The organism is Sabulicella flocculans, assembly GCF_045449635.1.
In the GTDB taxonomy this organism is placed as follows: Bacteria; Pseudomonadota; Alphaproteobacteria; order Acetobacterales; family Acetobacteraceae; genus Roseococcus.
The window spans coordinates 283,894-307,163 of sequence record NZ_JBJJBR010000003.1; the positions used below are offsets into that span (position 1 = coordinate 283,894).

Annotated in this window: 20 protein-coding genes, 1 tRNA gene and 1 pseudogene; 5 read left to right on the plus strand and 17 right to left on the minus strand. The window is 75.9% G+C overall.

The window, feature by feature from the left end:
* Positions 1-9: 9 nt before the first annotated feature.
* The 5 genes from ACI6QG_RS06230 to ACI6QG_RS06250 are packed head-to-tail and all read right to left on the minus strand — an operon-like array spanning position 10 to position 5,181.
* The gene (locus ACI6QG_RS06230; RefSeq protein WP_407023710.1) at positions 10-777 is read right to left on the minus strand and encodes an enoyl-CoA hydratase/isomerase family protein; all 768 of its coding nucleotides are present in this window, start codon (positions 775-777) and stop codon (positions 10-12) included.
* Positions 774-2,393, minus strand: coding sequence for a class I adenylate-forming enzyme family protein (locus ACI6QG_RS06235; RefSeq protein WP_407023711.1), 1,620 nt, complete (start codon positions 2,391-2,393; stop codon positions 774-776). Before ACI6QG_RS06235 ends, ACI6QG_RS06230 begins: the two co-directional genes overlap by 4 nt.
* Entirely contained in the window at positions 2,393-3,172 is a 780-nt protein-coding gene (locus tag ACI6QG_RS06240) for an enoyl-CoA hydratase-related protein (protein WP_407023712.1), read from the minus strand. Before ACI6QG_RS06240 ends, ACI6QG_RS06235 begins: the two co-directional genes overlap by 1 nt.
* Complete coding sequence (locus ACI6QG_RS06245; RefSeq protein WP_407023713.1) at positions 3,169-4,380, minus strand: CaiB/BaiF CoA transferase family protein; 1,212 nt, start codon at positions 4,378-4,380, stop codon at positions 3,169-3,171. The genes ACI6QG_RS06240 and ACI6QG_RS06245 overlap by 4 nt, the downstream gene beginning before the upstream one ends.
* A gap of 42 nt (positions 4,381-4,422) precedes the next feature.
* Entirely contained in the window at positions 4,423-5,181 is a 759-nt protein-coding gene (locus tag ACI6QG_RS06250) for an SDR family oxidoreductase (protein WP_407023714.1), read from the minus strand.
* A 142-nt stretch (positions 5,182-5,323) separates the two neighbouring features.
* Between ACI6QG_RS06250 and ACI6QG_RS06255 the strand changes: the two genes are divergently transcribed.
* From ACI6QG_RS06255 to ACI6QG_RS06265, 3 genes are read left to right on the plus strand one after another with little or no spacing between them, the layout of a single operon-like run.
* On the plus strand, positions 5,324-6,958 hold the full coding sequence (locus ACI6QG_RS06255) for a sigma-54 interaction domain-containing protein (protein WP_407023715.1): 1,635 nt from the start codon (positions 5,324-5,326) through the stop codon (positions 6,956-6,958).
* Positions 6,959-7,010: 52 nt separating this feature from the next.
* Positions 7,011-7,970 (plus strand): tripartite tricarboxylate transporter substrate-binding protein, encoded by a 960-nt coding sequence (locus ACI6QG_RS06260; protein WP_407023716.1) that lies wholly within the window; start codon positions 7,011-7,013, stop codon positions 7,968-7,970.
* On the plus strand, positions 7,967-9,265 hold the full coding sequence (locus tag ACI6QG_RS06265; RefSeq protein WP_407023717.1) for an MmgE/PrpD family protein: 1,299 nt from the start codon (positions 7,967-7,969) through the stop codon (positions 9,263-9,265). Before ACI6QG_RS06260 ends, ACI6QG_RS06265 begins: the two co-directional genes overlap by 4 nt.
* 29 nt (positions 9,266-9,294) lie before the next feature.
* Here ACI6QG_RS06265 and hpxZ read toward each other — a convergent pair whose 3' ends face one another.
* From hpxZ to ACI6QG_RS06325, 12 genes are all read right to left on the minus strand, one after another.
* Positions 9,295-9,681, minus strand: coding sequence for an oxalurate catabolism protein HpxZ (gene hpxZ, locus ACI6QG_RS06270; RefSeq protein WP_407023718.1), 387 nt, complete (start codon positions 9,679-9,681; stop codon positions 9,295-9,297).
* 5 nt (positions 9,682-9,686) lie between these two features.
* Positions 9,687-11,069, minus strand: a complete 1,383-nt coding sequence (locus tag ACI6QG_RS06275) for an AtzE family amidohydrolase (RefSeq protein WP_407023719.1) — start codon at positions 11,067-11,069, stop codon at positions 9,687-9,689.
* Positions 11,066-11,260, minus strand: a complete 195-nt coding sequence (locus ACI6QG_RS06280; protein ID WP_407023720.1) for a DUF4089 domain-containing protein — start codon at positions 11,258-11,260, stop codon at positions 11,066-11,068. The genes ACI6QG_RS06275 and ACI6QG_RS06280 overlap by 4 nt, the downstream gene beginning before the upstream one ends.
* Positions 11,257-12,231 carry an oligopeptide/dipeptide ABC transporter ATP-binding protein gene (locus tag ACI6QG_RS06285; RefSeq protein WP_407023721.1) on the minus strand — a complete coding sequence of 325 codons (975 nt, stop codon included), beginning with the start codon at positions 12,229-12,231 and terminating at the stop codon, positions 11,257-11,259. Before ACI6QG_RS06285 ends, ACI6QG_RS06280 begins: the two co-directional genes overlap by 4 nt.
* Positions 12,228-13,196 (minus strand): ABC transporter ATP-binding protein, encoded by a 969-nt coding sequence (locus tag ACI6QG_RS06290; RefSeq protein WP_407023722.1) that lies wholly within the window; start codon positions 13,194-13,196, stop codon positions 12,228-12,230. Before ACI6QG_RS06290 ends, ACI6QG_RS06285 begins: the two co-directional genes overlap by 4 nt.
* A complete protein-coding gene (locus tag ACI6QG_RS06295; RefSeq protein WP_407023723.1) occupies positions 13,193-14,035 on the minus strand; it encodes an ABC transporter permease in 843 nt (280 codons plus the stop codon). Before ACI6QG_RS06295 ends, ACI6QG_RS06290 begins: the two co-directional genes overlap by 4 nt.
* Entirely contained in the window at positions 14,032-15,045 is a 1,014-nt protein-coding gene (locus ACI6QG_RS06300) for an ABC transporter permease (RefSeq protein WP_407023724.1), read from the minus strand. The genes ACI6QG_RS06295 and ACI6QG_RS06300 overlap by 4 nt, the downstream gene beginning before the upstream one ends.
* Positions 15,045-16,652, minus strand: coding sequence for an ABC transporter substrate-binding protein (locus tag ACI6QG_RS06305; protein WP_407023725.1), 1,608 nt, complete (start codon positions 16,650-16,652; stop codon positions 15,045-15,047). Before ACI6QG_RS06305 ends, ACI6QG_RS06300 begins: the two co-directional genes overlap by 1 nt.
* 839 nt (positions 16,653-17,491) lie before the next feature.
* Positions 17,492-17,568, minus strand: a tRNA-Arg gene (locus ACI6QG_RS06310).
* Positions 17,569-17,588: 20 nt separating this feature from the next.
* Positions 17,589-18,842, minus strand: coding sequence for a glycosyltransferase (locus tag ACI6QG_RS06315; RefSeq protein WP_407023726.1), 1,254 nt, complete (start codon positions 18,840-18,842; stop codon positions 17,589-17,591).
* The gene (locus tag ACI6QG_RS06320; RefSeq protein WP_407023727.1) at positions 18,839-20,233 is read right to left on the minus strand and encodes an SEL1-like repeat protein; all 1,395 of its coding nucleotides are present in this window, start codon (positions 20,231-20,233) and stop codon (positions 18,839-18,841) included. Before ACI6QG_RS06320 ends, ACI6QG_RS06315 begins: the two co-directional genes overlap by 4 nt.
* Before the next feature lie 31 nt (positions 20,234-20,264).
* Positions 20,265-21,548: an FAD/NAD(P)-binding protein gene (locus ACI6QG_RS06325; protein WP_407023728.1), complete on the minus strand. Its 1,284-nt coding sequence runs from the start codon at positions 21,546-21,548 to the stop codon at positions 20,265-20,267.
* Positions 21,549-21,643: 95 nt separating this feature from the next.
* Between ACI6QG_RS06325 and ACI6QG_RS06330 the strand changes: the two genes are divergently transcribed.
* Both ACI6QG_RS06330 and ACI6QG_RS06335 read left to right on the plus strand, forming a co-directional pair.
* A complete protein-coding gene (locus ACI6QG_RS06330) occupies positions 21,644-22,642 on the plus strand; it encodes a Bug family tripartite tricarboxylate transporter substrate binding protein (RefSeq protein ID WP_407023729.1) in 999 nt (332 codons plus the stop codon).
* A gap of 32 nt (positions 22,643-22,674) precedes the next feature.
* Positions 22,675-23,270 (plus strand): annotated as a pseudogene (locus ACI6QG_RS06335) (hypothetical protein); the annotation flags it as partial.

The following is a 23,270-nucleotide window of genomic DNA, read 5'->3' on the forward strand; positions in this document are numbered from 1 at the left end:
TGTTCCTCCTCACCGGTCGCGGAATTCCGGCTTCCGCTTCTCCGCGAAGGCGGCCATGCCCTCCTCCGCATCCTCCGTGCGGTAGGCGAGCGTGGACAGCTCGGCCTCCGCCTTCAGCCCCTCGTGCAACGGCAGGTCCTGCGCGCGGGCCACCGCGGCGCGGGCGAAGCCCAGCGCGGGCAGGCCGTAGCCGGTGAACTCGGCGGCGAAGGCGCAGCCGGCCTCCGCCGGGTCGCCCTCGACGATGCGGTTCACCAGGCCCCAGCGCTCGGCCTCCTCGGCGCGCAGGGTGCGGCCTGAGAGGATCATCTCCATCGCCCGCGCCTGCCCAACCACCCGCGGCAGGCGCTGCGTGCCGCCATAGCCGGGGATGAGGCCGAGCTTGATCTCCGGCAGGCCCATGCGCGCCGCCGGCGTGGCCAGGCGGAAGGTGCAGGCCAGCGCGAGCTCCAGCCCGCCGCCGAAGGCGAAGCCGTGGATGACGGCGACGGAGGGCATGGGCAGCGCGTCCAGCCTGGCGAACACCGCCTGGCCCAGTTCCGCGCCGCGCTTCTGCTCCAGGAGCGCGCGCCCGCGCAGCTCGGGGAGGTCGGCGCCGGCGCAGAAGGCGCGCTCGCCGGCGCCGGTGATGACCAGGGCGCGGGCGTCGCTGGCCGCCACCTCGTCGAAGACCTCGCCCAGCCGGCGCAGGATGGCGAAGGACAGGGCGTTCAGCGCCTCCGGCCGGTCCAGCGTCACCAGGGCCACGGCGCCGCGGCGTTCCAGGCGGGGCATCATGCCGCGCCCTCCTTCTGCTCGGCGCGGATGGGTTCGGGCGCCAGCTCGCCGCGCGCCACCATCGCCGCCAGCTCGCGCTTCAGCACCTTGCCCGAGGCGGTGAGCGGGAAGCCGTCCAGCCGCAGGAAGCGCTCGGGCATGTCGAAGCGGCTCAGCCCCTCGGCGGCCAGGTGGGCCAGCAGCGCGGCGGGCTCGGCCTCGCCGATGATGGCGAGGCAGACGCGCTCGCCCAGGCGCTCGTCGGGCACGGCGAAGGCGGCGGCGCGGGCCACCTGGGGGTGGCGCAGCGCCAGCGCCTCGACCTTCGCCGGGTGGATGTTGTGCCCGCCGCGGATCACCAGGTCCTTCGAGCGGCCGGCGATGGAGAGGTTGCCTTGCGCGTCCAGCACGCCCAGGTCGCCGGACATGAACCAGCCGCCGCGGTTGAAGCTCGCCGCCGTCGCCTCCTGGTTGCCCAGGTAGCCCAGCATCAGCGCCGCGCCGCGCCCGCCGATCTCGCCCACCTCGCCGGGCGGCAGCGGGCGGTCGCGGTCGGCGGGGTCGAAGATGGCGACCTCGTAGGCGCGTCCGCCGCGGCCGCAGGTGGCGAGGATGACGTCCGTGGCGTCGTGCGGGTGGGTGTACTGGTGGGAGGAGTTCTCCGTCATGCCGTAGACGTTCTGCGGCTTCACGCCGCGGCGCACGAACTCCTCCGCCACCGCGGGCGGGATGGGGCTGCCGGCCATGTAGAAGGTGCGCGTGGCGCCGAGGTCCAGGCCGCGCGCGCGGGCCTCGGCCTGGATGTCCATGGCGTGGGTCGGCACGCCCAGCACGTAGGTGGCCCCCGTCTCGCGCAGCCAGTCCAGCCGGGTGCGGCCCTGCGGCGCGTCGTCCAGCACCAGGGTGCAGCCGGCCACCAGCCACTGCGCCACCGCCACCCAGGCGATGTGGTGCGACACCGGCGAGAGCGTCAGCAGCACCGTGTGCGGGCCGTGGTTCCAGTCGCGCACCAGGTCGCGCGCATTGGCCAGCAGCGTGTTGTCGCTGTGCATCACGCATTTCGGCGCGCCGGTGGTGCCGGAGGTGAAGGCGAGGTAGCCCACCCCGTCGGCGTCGCCCTCCTCCAGCGGCGGGCCTTCGGCGGGGCGGGGAAAGGTGGCCGGCGTCCAGACCGCGCGCAGCCCCGGCACGCCGCCGAAGCGCGCCACCGGGTCGCCCACCGCATCCGCCCCCCAGCCGGGCGCCGTGACCAGCAGCTTCGCCTCCAGCACGCCCAGCAGGCCGGCGACCTCCGCCCCCGTGTAGGTGCGGTGCAGCGAGGGGTTGCAGGCCAGCCCCTGGCGCGAGCACGCGAGGAAGGCCACCACCGCCTCCGCCATGTTGGGCATCCAGAGCGAGACGCGGTCGCCGCGCGCCAGCCCCAGCTTCGCCATCGCCGCCGCCGTGCCCTCCACCCAGTCCAGCAGGGCGCGCCAGGACAGGGCGCGGGTGCCGTCGCGCAGGGCCAGCGTGCCGGGATGCGCCATGGCCATGGCGCGCAGCCGGTCGAACAGCGTCTCGCTGCGCCACAGCCCGGCGGCGCCGTAGGCGCGGGCCGAGGCCGGGTGGTGCAGGGTGAGGAAGGGCGCGTGGCGCATCAATGGCCGAACTTCGTCGCGTCGGGCACGCGCTTGGCGCCGAAGGCCTCGCGCAGTTCCTGGCTTTCCTCGCTCTCCAGGTAGGAGCGCAGCAGCAGGTCATGCGCCATGCGCGACAGCCCCGCCACGCCGCCGGAGCGCGCGTGGAACGCCGCCTTCACCGAGGCGAGCGCGAAGGCGCCGCGCTGGGCGATCTCGTTCGCCCATTGCATCGTCGCCGCGCGCAGCTGGTCGTCCGGCACCACCTTGTTGATGAGGCCCATCGCCATGGCGTCGCGCGCGGGGATCTTGGGGTTGTGGAACCAGATCTCCTTGGCGCGCTTCTTGCCGACCAGGTCCTCCAGGTACCAGGTGCCGTAGCCGGCGTCGAAGGAGCCCATCATCGGCCCCACCTGGCGGAAGGTGGCGGATTCCTTGGCGATGGTGACGTCGCACACCATCTGCAGCACGTTGCCGCCGCCCACCGCGAAGCCGTTGACGCTGGCGATCACCGGCTTCTGGCACTTCTCGATCGCCTCATACATCTCCAGCGTCGGCAGGGTGCCGGCGTAGAGGGTGGTCTTCTCCATCCCCTCCTTGCGTCCGCCGATGCAGAAGAAGCGGTCGCCCGCGCCGGTCAGCACCAGCACGCGGGTGCGGGTCTCGCGCCGCGCCGCCTCGATGCAGTCGCGCAGCTCGTGGCAGGTGGCGGCGGTGAACATGTTGCCGTCCTCGGGGCGGTTCAGCGTGATGACGCCGACCGGGCCTTCCTCGGCGTAGGTGATGGTGGTGAAGGTCACGCGCGTTCTCCAAGCCAGTCGTGCAGGATCTCGTCGGTGTGCTCGCCCAGGCGCGGCGGCGGGCGGCGCGGCACGCAGGGCGCGCCGTCCAGGCCGATGCCCAGCCCCACCTGCGGCACGCGCCGCCCCTCGGCCTCCAGCGTGAAGAACAGGCCGCGGGCGTGCAGCGCCGGATCCATCGCCACCTCGTCCACCCGGTTGATCGGGCCGGCGGGCACGCGGGCGGCGGCCAGCACCTCCAGCCAATGCGCGCGCGGGCGGGTGCGCAGGATGGCCGCGATCTCCGCCACGATGGCGGGGCGGTCGGCGTGGCGCTGGGCGTTGGTGGCGTGGCGCGGCTCGCGGGCGTTGCCGGGCAGGCCCAGCGCGGCCCAGAAGCGCGCCCAGATGGCGTCGTTGCCCAGGCCCAGCGTCATCGGCGCATCCGCCGTCTCGAAGGCCTGGTAGACGGCGATGACGCTGTCCGTGCCGCCCGAGCGGCGGAACACCTGCCCCGAGCCCAGGTGTGGCACGATGCGGCAGGCCAGGAAGCGCGTCATGCTCTCGACCAGCGAGATGTCGAGCGCGGCACCCCGCCCGGTGCGCTGCCGGCGGAACAGCGCGGCGATGGCGGCCATGGCGGCGTCCTGCCCGGCCAGCAGGTCGGCCGCCGGGGCGCCCACCTTCTGCGGCGGGCCGTCCGGCAGGCCGGTGAGGTCCATCACGCCCGAATGCCCCTCGGCGATCAGGTCGTAGCAGGTCTGGTCCGCGCGCTCGCCGTGCTGGCCGAAGCCGGTGATGGCGACGTGGACCAGCGCGGGGTTCAGCGCGTGGCAGGCGGCGGCGTCCAGCCCCAGCTTGCGCAGCACCCGCGGCGGCTGGGAAACCAGCATGACGTCGGCCGCGGCGATCAGGCGGCGCAGCGTCTCCCCGCCCGCGGGGGTCGCGGTGTCCAGCGCGATGGCGCGCTTGTTGCGGTTCACCGCGGCGAACCACAGGGATTCGCCATGCAGGAAGGGCGGGCCCCAGGCGCGGCAGTCATCCGGCGCGTCCGGGCGCTCCAGCTTCGCCACGTCCGCGCCCAGGTCGCCCAGCAGCATGGCGGCGTAGGGGCCGGAGACGCTGCCCGTCAGGTCCAGCACGCGCACGCCATCCAGCAGGTCGAAGCCCGCCCCGGCCAGCAGCGTGGGCAGCGCGTCCATCGGCAGGGTCTGCGGGCCAAGGTCCATGGGTGTCCTCCGGCCCGGTGCTGTGCAGGAAGCGTGCCAGCGCTACACCGCCCGCACCCAGCCGCCATCCACGTCCCACAGCGCGCCCTGCACGTAGGAGGCGCGGCGGCCGCACAGGAAGGCCACCACCTCGGCGATCTCCCCGGCCTCGGCGAAGCGGGCCACGCCGGTCTCGGCGGCCAGCAGGCGGCGGGCCTCGGCCTCGTCGCAGCCGGCCTCGCGCATCTTGCTCCGGATGCGCCCGGCCAGGCGGTCGGTCGCCACGCTGCCGGGGTTGACCAGGTTCACCCGCACGCCCTCGCGCACGCCGCGGTCGGCCAGGGCCTTGGTCAGGTTCATCAGCGCGGCGTTGACGCTGCCGCCGATGGTGAATTCCGCGCTGGCCACCCGGCCGCCGACGCCGCCGATGTTCACCACCGCGCCGTGGCCGGACTGCACCAGCAGCGGCCAGGCGGCGCGGGTGCAGCGCACAGCGCCGAGGAACTTGAGGCCGAAGCCGTCGGCCCAGGCGGCCTCGTCCAGCGCCAGGAAATCGCCGCGCCTGGTGGCGCCGGCGTTGTTCACCAGGATGTCCAGGCCGCCCAGCGCGGCGGCGGCGGCCCGCACCGCCGCCTCCGGCCCCTCGGGCACCGACAGGTCGGCGGCGATGGGGGTGATGCCCTCTCCCTCCAGCCCCGCCACGTCGCGCGCCGCGCCGGCCACGCGGGCACCGGCCCGGGCCAGGTGGCGCGCGATGGCGCGGCCGATGCCCTTGCTCGCCCCGGTCACCAGGGCGCGGCGGCCCGTCAACCCGTCATCCATCCTCAATCACTCCCCAAGGTCGCTTCGCCTGATCCAAGCGCCGTTCCAAGCGCCGTTCCAAGCGCCGTGCCACGCCATCCTGCCCCGCCCGGTGTTGCACCGGGAGACACTTGGCCCGCATGCTGTCCCCAGGGAGAGACACATGCCAGGGACACCGCGGCCGCACGGCATCGCCGTCTTCGACGCCCAGGGGCGGCTGGCCTTCGCCGCCGGCACGGCGGATGAGGTGCGGCTGCGCGCCATCCTGGCCGATCCCGAATGGCGCGCCGGCCTGCGCGCCCGCCGGCTGCAGCCGCTGGAGCCGCAGCGCGACCGCCGCCTGCTGGCCCTGCTGGTGCCGCTGGCCACCGGCGAGGCCGTGCTGCTGCAGGACCCGCCGGGCGACGTGCTGCTGGGCTTCGTCGCCTCCGTGGACTTCGCCTGGGACGTGTTCCACCACTTGGTGAGCGACAAGCACGACGCGATGACCGTGGTGGACGCCCAGGCGCGCGTCGCCTGGCTGTCGCCGGTGCACGAGGCCTTCTTCGGCCTGGCGCCGGGCGCGGCCGCCGGCCGCCCGGTGACGGAGGTGATCGAGAACACCAGGCTGCCCCGCGTGCTGGGGACCGGCAAGGCCGAGGCCGGCGAGATCCAGCGCATGAGGGGCAAGGAGCGCGTGGTCTCGCGCGTGCCGATCCGCCGCGGCGGCGCGGTGGTGGGCGCCATCGGCCGGGTGATGTTCGCCGGCCCCGCGCAGGTGGAGGCGCTGTCGCGCCGGGTGAACGCGCTGGAGCGCGAGGTCGCCTTCTACCGGCAGGAGGCGGCGGCGCTGCGCGGCCGCGCCCTGGCCGCGCCCGCCATCATCGGCGAGGGCGCGGCGGTGTCCCGCCTGCGCGCGCGCATCGCCCGCGTGGCGCCGCTGGACGTCCCCGTGCTGATCCAGGGCGAGAGCGGCACCGGCAAGGAGCTGGTGGCCCGCGCCCTGCACGGCGAGGGCCCGCGCCGCGCCGGGCCGCTGGTGACGGTGAACGCCGCCGCCCTGCCGGCCACCCTGGTGGAGAGCGAGCTGTTCGGCTACGCGCCCGGCTCCTTCACCGGCGCCGAGCGCAAGGGCCGCAAGGGCCGCTTCGAGCAGGCCGATGGCGGCACCCTGTTCCTGGACGAGATCGGCGAGATGCCGCCCGACACCCAGGCCAAGCTGCTGCGCGTGCTGCAGGAGCGCGTGGTGGAGCCGGTGGGCGGCGACCGGCCGGTGCCGGTGGATTTCCGCCTCATCGCCGCCACCAACCGCGACCTGAAGGCGATGGTGGATGCCGGCACCTTCCGCCTGGACCTGTTCTACCGCCTGTCCACCGTGACGCTGGAGGTGCCGCGCCTGGCCGACCGGCGCGACGACATCGCCCCCCTGTGCCGCCACTTCCTGCACGAGCTGGGCGAGCTGCACGGCCGCCCCGCCCTGGCGCTGGAACCCGAGGCCGCCGATTGGCTGGCCGCGCAGCCCTGGCCCGGCAACGTCCGCCAGCTGCGCCAGGCGCTGGAGCGCGCGGTGATCTTCGCCGAAGGCCCGGTGCTGCGCCGCGCCGACCTGCTGGACGCCGCCCCCGCCGACGCCCCGCCCGCCGCGCCGCCGCCGCCCGTGGCCGCCGCCCCCCGGCTGGGCGAGGCGACGGCGCGGCTGGAGGAGGCGATGATTCGCGACGCCATCGCCCGCGCCGGCGGCAACAAGAAGGCGGCGGCGGCGCTGCTGGGCATCTCGCGCTCGCACCTCTACCGCCGGCTGGAGGCGATGGAGGGCTGAGCCCTGGCACGGCGCTTGCTGCCGCACGGGCAACGAACCGGAGGTCCCGCCCATGCCCGCGCGCCGCGCCCTGCTCCTCTCCGCCGCCCTGCTGCCCGCCGCGGCCCGCGCCCAGGCGGCCTGGCCCGCGCGCGGCCTGCGCATCATCCTGCCCACCCCGCCGGGCGGCGCCTTCGACACCACGGCGCGCCTGCTGCAGGAACCGCTGGCGCGGCTGCTCGGCCAGCCGGTGGTGGTGGAGAACCGGGCCGGCGGTGCCGGGGTGCCGGCCATGCAGGCGGTGCTGCAATCCGGCGACGGGCACACGGTGGGGCTCGTCGGCTCCTCGCACGCCGCCAACGCCGCGCTGGTGCCGAACCTGCCCTTCGACCCCGTCGAGGGCATCCGCCCCGTCGCGCTGCTGGCGCGCTGGCCCAACGTCATCGCCTGCCATCCTTCGCAACCGTGGCGGAACCTGGCGGAGCTGGCGGCGGCGGCGCGGGCGCGGCCGGGCAGCATCTCCTGGGCCTCGGCGGGCATCGGGCTGTCGCAGCACCTGGCGGGCGAGCTGTTCCGCATCCGCGCAGGCATCGAGCTGCCGCACGTGCCCTATCGCGGCGCCGGCCCGGCGCTGAGCGACGCCATGGCCGGGCACGTGCCGCTGGTGGTCAGCGCCATCGCCTCCGCTGCGCCGCCGGTGCGCGCGGGGCGGCTGCGGGCGCTGGCGGTCACCGGCCCCGTGCGCTCCGCCGCGCTGCCCGAGGTGCCAACGGTGGCCGAGCAGGGCTTCCCCGGCTTCGACGTGGGCGAATGGATCGGCATCGCCGGCCCGCGCGACATGCCCGCCGCCCATGCCGAGGCGCTGGGCCGCGCCCTGGCCGCGGCGATTGCCGAGCCGGACGTGCAGCGCCGCTTGGTGGAATCCGGCATCGAGACCCTGGCGCAGGACGGCGCGGCCTTCGGCGCCTTCCTGCGCGCGCAGGTGGAGGTGCTGGGCGGCATCATCCGCACCGCCGGCATCCGCGCCGAATGAGCGCGGAGGCGCGGCTGGCCGGAACCCTGGCGGCGGCGCGGTGGGACGACCTGCCGGAGGCGCCGCGGCGCGCCGCGCGGCGGATGGCGCTGAACATCGCCGCCTGCGCCATCGGCGGCGCCACCGACCCGGACGTGGCGCGCTTCGCCGCCGTGCTCGGCCGCTCGCCGGGGGAGTGCGCCTACCTCAACGCCCTGGCCGCCAACATCCTGGATTTCGATGACCAGCACCTGCCGACGGTGATGCACCCCGGCTCCGTGGTGGTGCCAGCGGCCGCGGTTGCGGCGGAGTTGGCGGGGGCGGGGGGCCAGGACCTGCTGGCCGCCCTGGCCTGCGGGACGGAGGCGGCGCTGCGCGTGGCGCTGGCGGTGTCGCCCGGGCACTACGCCGCCGGATTTCACATCACCGCCACCTGCGGCGTGTTCGGCGCGGCGGTGGCGGCGGGGCGGCTGCTGGGGCTGGATGGCGCGCGGATGCTGGACGCGCTGGGCCACGCCGCCTGCCAGTCCGCCGGGCTGGTGGCGGGGCTGGGGGCGGCCTCCAAGGGGGCCGGGGTGGGCGCGGCGGCGCGGGCGGGGCTGGAGGCGGCGCTGCTGGCCCGCGCCGGGCTGCGCGGCCCGGCGGCGCCGCTGACCGGCGCCTTCGGCTTCCTGGCGGTGCAGCCCGCCGCCACCCATCCGGCGGCGCTGACGGAGGGGCTGGGCGAGGATTGGGACTGCGTGCGCAACCTGCCCAAGCCCTTTCCGGTGGGCGTGGTGCTGCACCCGGTGGTGGACGCCGCCCTGGCCCTGCGCGCCGCGGGCTGGGCGGCGGAGGCCATCGCCGGGGCGGTGCTGCACGGCCCCGCGCTGCTGCGCCAGCGCGCCGACCGCCCGGCACCGCGCGACGCGCGCGAGGCGACGGTGTCCGCCCAGCACGTCTTCGCCGCCGCCTTCCTGCGCGGCCGGCTGACGCCCGCGGAACTCTCCCCGGCGGCGCTGGCCGACCCCGCCATCCGCGGCTTGGCGGCGCGGGTGTCGGTCGCGGTGGACCAGGCGGTGCCGCAGGGCGGCGTGCGGCTGGCGGCGCGCCGGGCGGATGGCGTGGCGCACGAGGCCATGGTGCCGGTCGGCACCGGGCTGCCGGGGCGTGAGATGGACGACGCCCTGCTGGCGGCCAAGGCCCACAGCCTCCTGGCTTCCGGCGCCCCGCCGCAGGATGGCGCGGCGCTGGCCGCCCTGGCCGCGGCGCTGGAAGCTGGCGCGCCAGCCATGGCCTTCGCCGCCGCCTTGCCCTTCCGCCGGATGACGGGGTGAGGCAGCGGGCCAGGCCGGCCCGGATGCCCTCACCCCGGCGTCATCAGCAGGCTCACATGCGCCGCCACCACGCGCCATCCCGTGCCGGGCACGCGCAGCCAGGTCTGGCTCTGCCGGCCGGTGCGGTCGCTGCCCTTGCGCTGGAAGGTGGTGTTGCAGGTGGCGAAGTCCTGCCCGTAGGTGGTGATGACGGTGCGCAGCAGGGTGCGCTCCAGCCCCTGGCCCGGGCGGCCGGCGCGGAAGGCCCTGATCTCGTCGGAGCCGTGCAGGTTCTCCGTCACGCCGTAGCGCAGCGTGTGCGGGCTGTCCCAGAACAGCTCGTCCAGCACGGCGACGTCGTTGCCCACCAGCGCGGCCTCGTAGCGCTGGAAGGCGGCCGTGACCTCGGCCACCACCTCGGGGATGTTGATGTGCATGTGGTTCAGCTCCGGACCGGGGGTGAGGCGGCGACGCCCGAGCGCTCCAGCGCGGCGGCGACGCGGAACAGCGTGGCTTCCTGCCACGGTGCGGCGACCAGCTGCACGCCGATGGGCAGCCCGCCCGGCGGCGCCGCCAGCGGCACCACCAGCGCGGGCAGGCCGACGCAGGAGATGGGCTGGGTGAAGACGCCCAGGTTCGGCCGCACCGGGATGCGCTGCCCGTCCACCTCCACCATCTCCTGCCCGATGGCCGGCGCGGCATAGGGGGTGGCGGGGGCGATGATGACGTCGGCGTCGTCGAAGGCGCGCAGGGCGGCGGCGCGCCAGGCGGCGCGCACGCGCTGGGCCTGCTGCACCCAGTGCGCCGGCAGCAGGGCGCCGGCCAGGAAGCGGTCGCGCGTCATCGGGTCGAAATCGTCGGGGCGGGTGCGCAGGTCGGGCAGGTGCAGGTTGCCGCCTTCGGCCATCGTCACCAGGAAGGCGGCGGCGCGGCCCTCGGCGGCCAGCGGCAGCTCCGCCGTGGCCGTGGCGCCCAGGGCGCGGGCCACCGCCTCCACCGCCCCGAAGCATTCCGGGTGGCCGTTGCGGGCGAAGTGGCCGCCCGCCACGGCGAAGCGCAGCCCCTGCGTGCCGGCGTCCAGCAGCTGCGAGACGGGCTCGGGCGCGCGCCATTGCTGGGCGTGGTCCTCAGCGTCCTCGCCCTGCAGCGCGTCGTAGGCGAGGGCGAGGTCCGCCACGTCCCGCGCGAAGGGGCCGAGGTGGTCGAAGGAGGCGGCGAACAGGAAGGAGCCGGTGCGCGACAGCCGCCCATAGGTGGGCTTCAGGCCGAAGATGCCGCACAGCGAGGCCGGCACCCGGATGGACCCGTTGGTGTCCGAGCCGAGGGAGAGCGCCACCATCCCCGCCGCCACCGCCGCCGCCGAGCCGCCGGAGGAGCCGCCGGCCATGCGCGCGGTGTCGTGCGGGTTGCGGGTGGGGCCGTGATGGCTGTTCTCCGTGGTGAAGCCGTAGGCGTATTCGTCCATGTTCAGCGCGCCCAGGCACACCGCGCCCGCCGCGCGCAGGCGCCGCACCAGGAAGGCGTCGCGCGTGGCCGCCGGGCGGCCGCGCTGGATGGCGGAGCCGGCGAGGGTGGTGATGCCCTCCAGGTCGAACAGGTTCTTCACGGCATAGGGCACGCCGGCCAGCGGGCCGGGGTCCCGCCCGGCCGCCAGGGCGGCGTCCACCGCCGCGGCCTCGGCGCGGGCACGCACGGCCGTCACCTCGGTGAAGGCGTTGATGGCGCCGTCGCGGGCGGCGATGGCCTCCAGCGCCGCCTCGGTGGCGGCGGCGGCGGTGGTGGTGCCGGCGCGGATGGCCGCGGCGGTGGCGGCGGCGCCGCTCACGGCCGGCCCGCCACGAAGACGGGCGCCGCCTCGTCCGCCGGCGTCAGCGGCACGGATTCGACGATGGCGGCCATGCGCGCGGCCAGGCCGATGTTGAAGGCCACGCCGGGCAGGTGGCGGGCGTCCAGCGGCAGCCGCACCGCGGCAGCGGCGGCCTGGGCGAAGGCCTTGGGGTCGAAGTCGGGCGTCATGGCGTTCCTGTGGTGAGCGGGAAGTGGCAGGCGACGCGGCGGCCGCCGGGAAGCTGGTGGACCGGCGGCGCCTGCCGGGCGCAGACCGCCTGTCCAACCGGGCAGCGGCCGTGGAAGCGGCAGGCATCGGGGTCGGGGTCGATGGGCGAGCGCGGCTCGCCCTCCAGCCGCACCGGCGCGCCGGTGACGGCGCCGACCAGGGCGCGGGTGTAGGGGTGGGCGGGCGCGGTGAACAGCGCCTCGGCCGGGCCTTCCTCCACCACCCGGCCCAGGTACATCACCAGCACGCGGTCGCAGAGCAGGCGCACCACGTTCAGGTCGTGGCTGACGAAGATGAAGGCCGCGCCGGTGCGCGCCTGCAACGCCTTCAGCAGCCCCAGGATGACCACCTGCACCGAGACGTCGAGCGCGCTGGTCGGCTCGTCCAGCACCAGCAGCGCCGGCTCGGTGGCCACCGCGCGGGCGATGCCGACGCGCGCCTTCTGCCCGCCGGACAGCTGGTGCGGGAAGCGCCCCAGCAGTTCCGCCGGCAACCCGCACAGGGCGGCGGTGCGTACCACACGCTCATGCAGGGCGCCGCCGCGCAGGGGGGAAAGGCGGCGCAGCGGGCGGGCGATGGCCTCGAAGGCGGTGTGGCGCGGGTTGATGGAGCCTTCGGCGTCCTGGAACACCATCTGGATGGACGCCCGCGCCGGGCTGGCGCCGAAGCGCGCCGCCGGCACCGCGCCGATGGACTCGCCGCGCAGGCGGATGCCGCCCTCGGAAGGGTCCAGCAGGCGCGCCAGCAGCCGCGCCAGGGTGGACTTGCCGCAGCCGGATTCGCCCACCAGCCCCAGGGTCGCGCCTGCTTCCAGCGTGAAGGACACGTCCTCCACCGCGTGCAGCTGGGCGGGCGCGCGGCGGGACAGCCAGCCCCCGCCGCCGATGGGAAAGCGCTTGTGCAGCGCCTCGACCTCCAGCAGCGGCGTCACAGCGGGTGCCGGCAGGCGGCCATGCGCCCGTCCTCCAGCGCCGGGCGTGGCAGCGGCGCCACGGCGCAGTCGGGTGCCGCGCGGTCGCAGCGGGCGCTGAAGCGGCAGGGTGGCAGGTCGGCGCGCCGCAGGTCGGGGAGGCCGCCGGGAATGGCCTGCAGCTCGGCCAGCGCCCGGCCGGGGCGCGGCGTCGCGGCGAGCAGGCGCGCCGCGTAGGGGTGGCGAGGCGCGGCGAACAGCGCTGCGGTCGGCGCGTCCTCCACCACGTGGCCGGCGTGCATGACGGCGATGCGGTCGCAGTGCTCGCTGGCTAGGCCGAGGTCGTGGGTGATGAGCAGGGTGGCCATGCCGCGCGCCTTCGCCAGCCCCAGCACCAGCTCCATGATGACCGCCTGCGTGGTGACGTCGAGGCCGGTGGTCGGCTCGTCGGCAATCAGCAGCGCCGGGCGGCAGGCCAGCGCCAGCGCGATGCCCACGCGCTGGCACATGCCGCCCGACAGCTCGAACGGGTAGGCGCGGGCGCGGCGGGCGGGGTCGGGAATGCCGACCTCGGCCAGCAGCTCCACGGCACGGGCGGGGGCGCGGGCGCGGGTGGCGCCGCCGTGGCGCACCAGCACGTCGGCGATCTGCGCGCCCACCCGGCGGATGGGGTTCAGGCTGGCGCGCGGGTTCTGGAAGATCATGGAGACTTCCCGCCCGCGCAGCCCGGCCATCTCGCGCTCCGGCAGGGACAGCAGGTCCAGCCCCTCGAAGAGGATGCGCCCGGCGGTGACGCGCGCCGCCGCGTCCAGCAGGCGCATCACCGCGTAGGCGGTGACGGACTTGCCCGAGCCGCTCTCGCCCACCACGCCCAGGCACTCGCCGCGCGCCACGCGCAGCGACACGTCCTCCAGCGCGTGCACCGTGCCGGCGCGGGTGCGGAACTCCACCGAAAGGCCGGCGATGTCGAGGACGGGGATGCTCACCTGCGCTTCCTCGGATCCACGATGTCGCGCAGGCCGTCGCCCAGCAGGTTGAAGGTGAAGACCGCCAGCATCAGCGCCAGCCCGGGGAACAGCGCGATCCACCACTCCCCGGAGACGATGTAGGAGGCGCCCTCGGCCACCATGATGCCCCATTCGGGCGTGGGCGGGCGCACGCCGAGGCCGATGAAGGACAGCCCGGCGCAGTTGAGGATCGCGTAGCCCAGCGACAGCGAGGCCTGCACCATCATGATGGGCAGCAGGTTGGGCAGGATTTCCGTCAGCAGGATGCGCGGGCCCGATGAGCCGGACAGGCGCGCCGCCTCCACCCACCCGGCCTCGCGCCGCGTGCCGGCCTCGGTGCGGGCGATGCGGACGTAGAGCGGGAAGTTCACCACGGCGGTGGCGATGACGATGTTCATCACGGTGTTGCCCAGCGCGGCGACGATGCCCATGGCCAGCACGAACAGCGGGAAGGCCATCACCGTGTCGGCCAGGCGGCCCACCACGCGGTCCACCCAGCCGCCGAAGAAGCCGGCCGCCGCGCCGGTGAGCGTGCCCAGCACGAAGACGATGCCCACCGCGGCGAAGGCCATGCCCAGGTCCAGCCGCGTGGCGGCGACGACGCGCGAGAAGACATCGCGCCCAACCGCGTCCGTGCCGAACCAGTGGCGGGCCGAGGGCGCCTGCAAGGCCGGGCCGGCGGCCGCCACGGGGTCGAAGGGCACCAGCGCCGGGCCCAGCAGCGCCGCCAGCGCCAGCAGCAGGAACAGCCCGAAGGCCATGGCGGTGACGGGATTGCCCCCCACCACCTGGCGCGCATGCAGGACGGCGGCGCTCACGCTCTCACCTGCATCCGGGGGTCCACCACGCGGTAGAGGAGGTCTATCCCCAGGTTGAGCAGCACGTAGATCAGGCCCATCACCAGCACGAAGCCCTGCACGGGGGCGTAGTCGCCGGCGATCAGCGCCTCCACCGCGTAGGAGCCGATGCCGGGCCAGGCGAAGACCTTCTCCACCAGCACGTTGGCGCCCAGCAGGAAGGAGAACACCATGCCCAGCGTGGTCAGCACCGGCAGCAGCCCGTTGCGGAGCGCATAGGCCAGCACGATGCGGCGGCGCGACAGGCCGTGGGCGCGGGCGGCGCGGACGAAGTCGCTGCCCATCACCGCCAGCATGGAGCCGCGGGTGATGCGCGCGATGGGCGCGATGGCGAAGACGCCCAGCGCCAGGGCCGGCAGCACCGCCTGCGCGGCGGCCGAGCGGAACGCCTCCGCATCGCCGGCCAGCAGCGTGTCCAGCAGGAAGAAGCCGGTGCGGAAGGGCGGCGGCGAGGCGAAGGCGTCCAGCCGCCCCAGCGGCGCCGGCGCCCAGCCCAGCAGGTAGTAGAAGACGTAGATGAGCAGCAGCCCGGTGAAGAAGGCGGGCAGGCAGACGCCCAGCGTGGCAACCACGCGGCAGGCGTTGTCCAGCCAGCCATTGGGCTTCAGCGCCGCCAGGACGCCCAGCGTGATGCCGCCGCCGGCCGCCAGCAGCAGCCCCAGCAGGGCGAGTTCCGCCGAGGCCGGCAGGCGGGCCAGGATGTCGCTCACCACCGGCTGCCCGGTGGTGAGCGAGGTGCCGAGGTCGCCGCGCGACAGGTCGCGCAGGTAGAGCAGGAACTGCTCCGGCAGCGGCCGGTCGAGGCCGAGCGCGGCGCGCACCTGCTCCACCGCTTGCTGGGTCGCGGCGGGGCCGGCGAAGTAGGCGGCCGGGTCTCCGGGCAGGGCGCGCGTCAGCACGAAGGTGACCACCACCACCCCGGCCAGGGTTGGCAGGGCGGCGAGCAGCCGCCGCCCGATGACGGCCAGCATCACGCCCCCTTGGACAGCGTGCGGTAGTCCAGCTGGCGGTGGAACCAGTAGCGGTAGCCGCTGATGGAGTTCTGCATCGCCACGTTCTGCCAGGGCTGGAAGAGCGGGGCGCGCGGCGCGTCCTGCCAGGCCAGCCCGACGAAGCCGCGCACCGCCTCCTCGTAGGCGGCGCGGTCCTCCTCGAAGCGGGCGCGCTCGATGAGGGCGTCCATCGCCGGGCTGCGGTAGCCGCTGGTGTTGAAGACGGCGTTCTGCCCGTGATAGGCCCAGAAAAAGAAGTAGTCCGGCACGTTCAGCCAGCCGCCGAAGCCGTTGAGGAACAGCGGCATCTCCTTCTTCAGCAGCTCCGCCCGCCAGTTGGCGCCGGGCACCTTGTTGATGCCGGCGCGGATGCCGATGCGCGCCAGGTTCTCGGCGATGGCCAGCGCCGCGGGCTCGTTCACCGTGGCGCCGCCCAGGTCGAAGGACAGCGTGGTGTCGAAGCCGTTGGCGTGGCCGGCCTCGGCCAGCAGGGCGCGGGCGCGCTCCAGGTCGGTGCGGAAGGGCGAAGGCTGGGGCCATTCAGCGGAGGCCGGCTGGGCGGGGCCGCCGAACATCGGCGTGCCCTGGCCGTGCATCGCCTGCTCCATGATGCGCTCGTAGGGGATGGCGAAGGCCACGGCACGCCGCACGCGCGCGTCGGCGAAGGGGCCGCGCACCGCATTCATGCCGAGGTAGCTCAACGCGTTCTCCACCGGGGTGGACACGATCTTCAGACGACGGGATTCCCGCAGCTCCATGAAGTCCTTCGGCGGCAGGTCGAAGGACAGGTCGGCGTCGCCGCGCTCCAGCAACGCGCGGCGGTTGCCGGCCTGGGGCACGATGCGCCAGATGACGCGCGCCAGCGCCGGGCGCGGGCCGGCGGCCCAGGCGTCGTTGCGCGCGAAGACCATCTCCTGCCCCGGCACCCAGCGTTCCAGCCGGAAGGCGCCGGAGCCGGCGGGGTTGGAACGCAGCCAGGCCATGGCCCAGGGGTCGGCCTCGGTGGCGTGGCGCCGCGCCAAGCCGCTGTTGATGATGACGGGCACCGGCACCGCGAGGTCGGGCATGGTGAGCTTGTCGCGGCGCAGGAAGTCCACGCGGAAGGTGTGGTCGTCCACCACCACGAACTGCTCGCGCCGCTCCAGGCTGCCGGCGTTCATCTGGAAGGTGGGGAAGCCGCCGACCGTGACCGCGCGATCGAAGCTCCACTTCACGTCATGGGCGGTGACGGGGCTGCCGTCGTGGAATCGGGCGTCGCGGCGCAGGCGGAAGGTGACGGACATGGGCCGCAGGTCCCAGTCCTCCGCCAGCTCGGGGCGCAGGGCGTCGTAGTCGTAGCTCTCATTGCCCTGGGCGTCGGTCTTGCTGCCGAAGGTCATCAGCCGGTCATACAGGTTCCAGCTCGCCTCATAGGCCGGGCGGTTGGCGCCGACGCCGTGGATGTCCGTGCTGTTGGGCGGGTTCTCGCTGACGATCAGCAGCGTTTCGCGCCGACCCTGGGCGGCGGCCGTGCGGATGCCGGGTGCGACGAGGCCACCGGGCGTCGCGAGGGCGAGCGTGAGGGCGGAGCGGCGGGGCAGGAGCAAGGGCGTCGTCCGTTTCTCGGCAAGATGGCCAAGTCGTGACATACAGGAAACATTTTGCGCGGTGTGGAGGCTTGTACGGCAATTTCCGCGCCACCATCCGGCCTTTGCCCAAGCCGTGGGCAGATGAGGTCCGAAAAAGGTGACACGATAGGCAGGAGAAGGCCAATGAGCCTGGCCCGCGGTCGGCTGTCGAGGCGCCCGGGGTGCGGCGGCTGGCGGCCTTCCGCACCAAGCTTGCCGCGGCGGATGTGCCGGGTCGCTCTGGCGCGGGTCGCTGGCTGCGCGCCGCCTCCCCCGCCGCGCGCCGGCCGCTGCTGGCCACGGGTGGGCGGGCGCTGCTGCTGCAGCCCGGCGACCAGGGACGGCACGTGCGGGCCGACGAAGTCGCTCCCTGCTGCCGAAAGTGATGGTGCAGGCGGACGGGCGGGCGGTGGAGGCTGTGCCCAAGCTGCTGGGCGTGCCGCCGCCGCGCGGCACGACGACGCCGCTTAGCCTGCCGCCGTGGCCCGCCGAATGATGGACTGCCCGGCGCCGCGTCCTTGCCCGCGATCCTGGCGACGGCACCGGTGGATTGCGATGCTTGAGACATCCTCGGATGCCTGGGACGGCGTGGAGGTTCAGCGCGGCGCGGTCCTGAACGACCCAGCCGGCGGCGGTGAGGGCGGCGTCGATCAGGCGTCGGGCGCGGGCTTCAGGCGGGGTGGGGCCGTCCATGCCAGGGAGGTAACACGGGCCGCCCGGGTGGCGAGATGCGCGGGTTTTGCCCACGTTGCAGAGATGTTTACAGGGATGTAGCGCGATTCCGCGCCGACCGCCCCTCGCTAACCCAATGAAATTATTGGCGGACCCGGCGAGATTCGAACTCACGACCTCTGCCTTCGGAGGGCAGCGCTCTATCCAGCTGAGCTACGGGTCCGGCCGGGCCTGCTTAGACCATCAGGCGGCCGGGCGGAACCCCTGGCGGGCGCGCTCGATGCCGGTGGCCTCGGCGATCAGCGCCTCCATGGCCGCGAAGGTGTCGGCCATGCGCAGGTGCTCCTCCGCCCAGGCGCGCGCCGCCTTGCCCAGCCGCCGGCGCCGGCGCGTGTCGGCCAGCAGGCCCACCGCGGCCTCGGCCAGCAGGTCGGGGCGCAGGAAGGGGAACAGCGTGCCGGTCCTGCCGTGCTCCACGAACTCGCTCACCGTCGGCACGTCGCTGCCCAGGATGCAGCAGCCCGCCGCCATCGCCTCGCGCAGGCTCCAGGACGCCACGAAGGGATAGGTCAGGTACAGGTGCAGGGAGGAGACCTGCAGCATCCGCCGGAAGGCGTCGTAGGGGATGGGGCCGGGGAAGAACACCCGCGCGGGGTCCAGCTGCCCGTCCAGCTCGCGCAGGAAGCGGTCCTTCCAGGTGCCGCCATCCGGGCAGGCCCCGCCATAGGAGACGCCGTCGCCGCCCACCAGCACCACGTCCACGTCCGGGCATTCGCGCAGGATGCGCGGCAGGGCGCGCAGCACGATGTGCGTGCCGCGGTAGGGCTCCAGGTTGCGCGAGACGTAGGTGACCAGCCGCCGGCCCTTGCCGGCGCGCCAGGTGTGGCCGCCCAGCGTGAACTCGGCCCTGGGGTCGGGGCGGAACAGCTCCAGGTCGGCGCCCTCGCGCACGATGCGCAGCTTGTCCTGCGCCCAGGCGGGGTAGGTGGAGGCCTGGAAGCGCGTCGGCGTCTGCCCCAGCGTGGCGACGTCCAGCCCCAGGAAGCTGGTGGCGTTGCGCATGCGCACGACGGAGCGCCGGGCGTCGTCCATGGGGAATTCGGGGTCGAAGTTCACGTCCAGCCCGGCGGGGTCGAAGTGGAACTCGAAGTAGGGGATGATGGGCACGTCGGGCCACACCTCGCGCAGGTGCAGCAGCTCGCCCCAGCCATTGTGGCCCAGGATGGCGTCGGGCCGGTAGCCCAGCCCCACCAGCTGCCGCGCCCGCGCCGCCACCGACTGCGCGCGCAGCATCGCCAGGTCGAACTCGCGCACCAGCGGGTCGGGGTCGGCCAGCGGCTTGCGGACCAGCGGGTACTCCATCTTGCGCACGCCCTGCATGGCGTTGGCGTTGGGCTGGCTGAGGAACAGCAGGTCGTGCCGCTTCTGCGCGATGAGGTGGCGCAGCAGGTGCAGGTACTGGCCCGGGAAATTCTGGTGCAGGAACAGCAGCTTCATGCGGCGGCCCGCGCCTGCATGGCCGCGCGCGCCTCCGGCACGCCTTCCTCGGCGGCGGAGGCGATGGCGGCCCAGCCTTCCTGCGCGTCGCCGCCGCCTTCCAGCAGCAGCCGCCCGTACCAGTAGCGCGCGTTCAGCTGCCCGCCCTCGGAGGCGGCGCGCATCCAGCGCAGGGCGCCGGCGGGGTCCTTGGCGCGGCCCACGCCCAGGTGCAGGCAGACGGCGTAGTTGAAGGCCGAGAGCAGGTCGCCCCCGGCGGCCAGCGCCTCCAGCCGGTCGGCGGCCTCGCGCGCCTCCGCCGTGTCGTTGCCGGTGGCCGAGCCCAGCCGGGCCAGGTCGGCCGCGGCCTCGGCGTCGCCGGCCGCCGCGGCCTTGTCCAGCCAGCGCGCGGCCGCCTCGGCGTCGGGCGGGACGCCGCGCCCCTGCCGCAGCGCCAGGCCCAGCACGCGCATGGCGGTGGGGTGGCCGTGCTCGGCGGCCAGGCGGTACCAGGTCATCGCCTCCGCCTCGTTGGGCGGGCTGCCGTCGGGGGGGTGGGCGTTCATGTCGCCCACCACCGCCGCCGCCTCGCGGTCGCCGGCCATGGCGGCGCGGCGCAGCCAGCGCTCGGCCTGCACCGGGTTGGGCTGGCAGCCCCAGCCCTTCAGCAGCGCCATGCCCAGCCGCGCGCAGGCCGGGCGCACGTCCTGCGCCGCCGCCTGCTCGTACAGCGCGAAGGCGCGGGCCTCGTCGAAGGGCAGGGGCGGGACGGCGGCCTCGTGCAGCGTGCCCAGCACGTAGAGCGCCATCGGCAGCCCGGCCTCGGCGGCCTCTGCCACCAGGCGGCAGGCCAGGGCGGCGTCCGTCCCGCCGTCCAGCCCGTGCAGGCGGATCATCCCCAGGCCCAGCTTGGCCGAAGGGTTCCCCAGCTCGGCGGCGCGGGCGTACCAGCGGGCGGCGGCGGCCATGTCGCGCTCAACCCCGTGCCCGTTGGCGTGCAGCCAGGCCAGCAGCGCCATGGCGGGGGCCGAGCCCGCCTCCGCCGCGGCCAGCGCCTGCGCGGCGGCGGCCGGCGCGTCCACCCGGGGCGGGCCGGGGTCGTCGAACAGGCCGGCGGCGTCGGCGTGGCCCAGCCCCTGCAGGTGCAGCTGCGCCAGCAGCAGGCGCGCCCCGGCGTCGCCCGCCTCGGCGGCACGGTTCAGCCAGCGCACGCCCTCGGCGCGGCTGCGCGGCACGCCGCGGCCCTCGATGTAGGCGCGGCCCAGCTCCCGCCGCGCCTCGGCCTCGCCCTTGGCGGCGCGGCGATACAGGCGCTTGGCCTCCGCCGCCTCGGCGGCGCGCGCCTGGGCGGGGCTGGCCGGCGCCGCGGGTCCGCCCAGCTGCTGCAGCCAGGAAACGAAGCCGCTCAGCATGCGGGGGGATCGAACGCGGGCATCGGGCGATCTAGACCGCGCCTCCGCCCGGAGTCGAGGCCGCGGCCAGGATGCGCCGCGCCGCTTCCGCCGCCTGGGCGCGCAGCTCGGGCACCGCGGTCGCCTCCCACAGGCTGGCCCGGGTGGCGGGGCCCAGCAGGTGCAGCCCGTCCGGCGCGGCGGGGCCCGGCAGCAGCCCCAGCCCGTGCGGGTCAGGCGCCAGCCAGCCGCGCGCCGCCAGCGCCGCCACCAGCGGCTGCGCCAGCAGCCCGGCGCCGTTCTCCGGCCCGGTGCACAGCAGCAGGTGGCGGGCCGGCAGCGAGGCGCCGCCGGCCAGCACGGCGGCGCCGGGGGCGAAGGCGCGCAGCCGGCCGGCCCGGCGGCGCAGCGCGCCCTGCGCCTCCCATTGCGCCAGGCGGGCGGCCACGGCGGGTGGCAGGCGGTGGCGGTGGATGTTCCAGGCGGTGCGGCCGTGGCGCAGGAAGCGGGCGCGCGCCGGGCCGTCCATGGCCTGCCAGGCGTGCTGGAGCTGCGGGCGGAAGCCGTCCAGCCCGGCCTGCCAGGGCGCCTCGCGGCAGGCGGCGCGCAGGGCGCGGGCCATGGCGGCCACCCCCTGCGCCACCGGCAGGGGCGGCGCCGGGCGCGGGGCAGGCAGGGGCGGGGCGGCGTGGGCCAGCGGCGCCCAGCCATGGCGCGACAGCGCGGTCACCGGCGCCGCATGGCCCAGCCGCGCCTTCAGCGTCAGCACCGCGTCCGCCATGGTCAGGCCGGTGCCCAGCACCAGCACCTCCTCGCCCGGGCCGATGGCGGACAGCGCGCCGGGCGCCCAGGGGTCGGCGATCACGCCGGGGCCGCCGAAGGCCGGGGCGGGGGGCGGGTTGCCCAGGCACAGGGCGGCGGCGCGGCCGCGGAGGCCGCCGGGCTCGGCCACCCAGTCGGCGCCCTCGCGCCGCAGGGATTCGACGCGGACGGGCCGGTGCTCCAGCCCCGACGCCAGCTCGCGCAGGTAGCGGCCGTACAGGCAGCGCGGCGCGAAGGCGTCCGGCCCGGCCTCCGGGCACAGGGGGCCCAGTTCCGTCGCGTCCTGCCGGGCCAGCCAGTCCAGGAAGTGCCCGGGTTCCTCGGCGAAGGCGGACATGGCCTTGGCCGGCACGTTCAGCAGGTGCAGCGGGTCCGCCGTGCCGTAGGCCAGGCCGGGGCCGGGCGGCGCCGGGTCCAGCAGCAGGGCCGGCACGCCGAGGCGGCGCAGCTGCACGGCCAGCACGGTGCCGGTGAAGCCGGCGCCGATGACCAGGACGGGGCACGTGTCGGGCATCCCTTCCATGTATGGGCGCGCGCGGCGTCCTTGCAGGGGCGGCGCGGCGGCGGCATCCTGCCGCGCAGGCACCAGACCTCCCGGGAAACGTCCAGATGACTTCGCGCCGCGCCTTCCTCCTGGCCGCGCCGGCCCTCGCCGCCGCCCCTGCCGGCCGCAGGGCGGCGGCCCAGCCCGCCTGGCCCGACCGCCCCATCGCGCTGGTGGTGGGCTTCCTGCCCGGCGGCTCCACCGACATCGGCGCGCGCCTGCTGGCCGACCGCATGGCGCCGCGCCTGGGGCCGAACGCGCGCCTGATCATCGAGAACCGGCCCGGCGCCGGCGGCTCGCTGGCGGCGGAGCACGTGGCGCGCGCCGCGCCGGACGGGCACGTGCTGACCCTGGCCTCCGCCTCCTCCTTCGCCACCAACCCCGCCGCCCTGCCCGACACGGTGCGCTACGACCCGGTGGGCGACTTCACCCACCTGGCGGTGGTCGGCGGCGGGCCGATGTGCCTGGTGGTGCCCGGCACCTCCCCGCACCGCAGCATCGCCGACCTCGTGGCGGCGGCGAAGGCGGCGCGGGCGCCGCTGATGTGGGGCGCCTCGGGCGCCGGGGGCATCGGCCACCTGACGGGCGAGTTCTTCGCCCACCGCGCCGGCTTTCGGGCGGAATTCGTGCCCTATCGCGGCGGTTCCGCCGTGCTGGAGGCGATGCGCAAGGCGGAGATCGACTTCTCGGCGGAGGTGCTGGCCTCGGCCTTCCCGCACCTGCGCGACGGCTCCTCCCGCGCGCTGGCCGTCACCTCTGCCGCGCGCCACCCCCTGCTGCCCGAGGTGCCGACCCTGGCGGAGCAGGGCTTCGCGGGGTTCGACGTCGTCACCTCCAACGTGCTGCAGGCGCCGCGCGGCCTGCCCGACGCCCTGGCCCAGCGCATCAACCGCGCGGCGATGGAGGCCCTGGCCGAGCCCGAGCTGCGCCGCCGCCTGGCCGCCGCCGGGGTGGACCCGGCCGAGCCCTCCAGCCCCGCCAGCACGCGCGACTTCGTGGCGGGCGAGCTGGCGAAGTTCCAGGCCATCGTGCGCGAAACCGGGCTGCGGCTCAGCCGGGGCTAGACGCCCCACCGGGGCGGCCGCACATGCGCGGCATGGACGATCCTCCCGGCCTCGCCGCGCCCGCCGCCGTGCTGGCCGCCCTGGCGCCCCGGCCGGTGGCGGCGGAGGCGCTGCCGCCGGCCCAGGCGCTGGGCGCCGTGCTGGCCGAGGCGCTGCACGCGCCCCGCGCCCACCCGCCCGCCGCCCTGGCGCTGCGCGCCGGCTGGGCGGTGGCGGCGGCCGACACGCTGGGCGCCTCGCCCCACGCGCCGCTGCCGCTGCCCGGCCGGCCGCCCTTCGTGAGCCCCGGCGAGGCGCTGCCGCCCGGGGCCGACGCCGTGCTGCCGCCCTTCGCGCTGGAGGAAGCCGGGCCGCTGGCCCTGGCCCTGGCCGACCTCGCCCCCGGCGAGGGGGTGCGCCGCGCCGGGGAGGACCTGGCGGCGGGCGCGGTGCTGCGCGCCGCCGGGCAGCGGCTGCGCCCGCAGGACCTGCCCGCGCTGGCGGCGCTGGGGCTGGAGGCGGTGGCGGTGCGCCGCCCGCCCCCGGGCGGGGCCGGCGCGGGCGGCGCGGCGGGGCCGCGGCCCGCCCCGGTGGCCGCCCCCCCGGGCGGCCCCCCCCCCCCGCCCCAGGGGGGGGGGGGGGCGGCCCC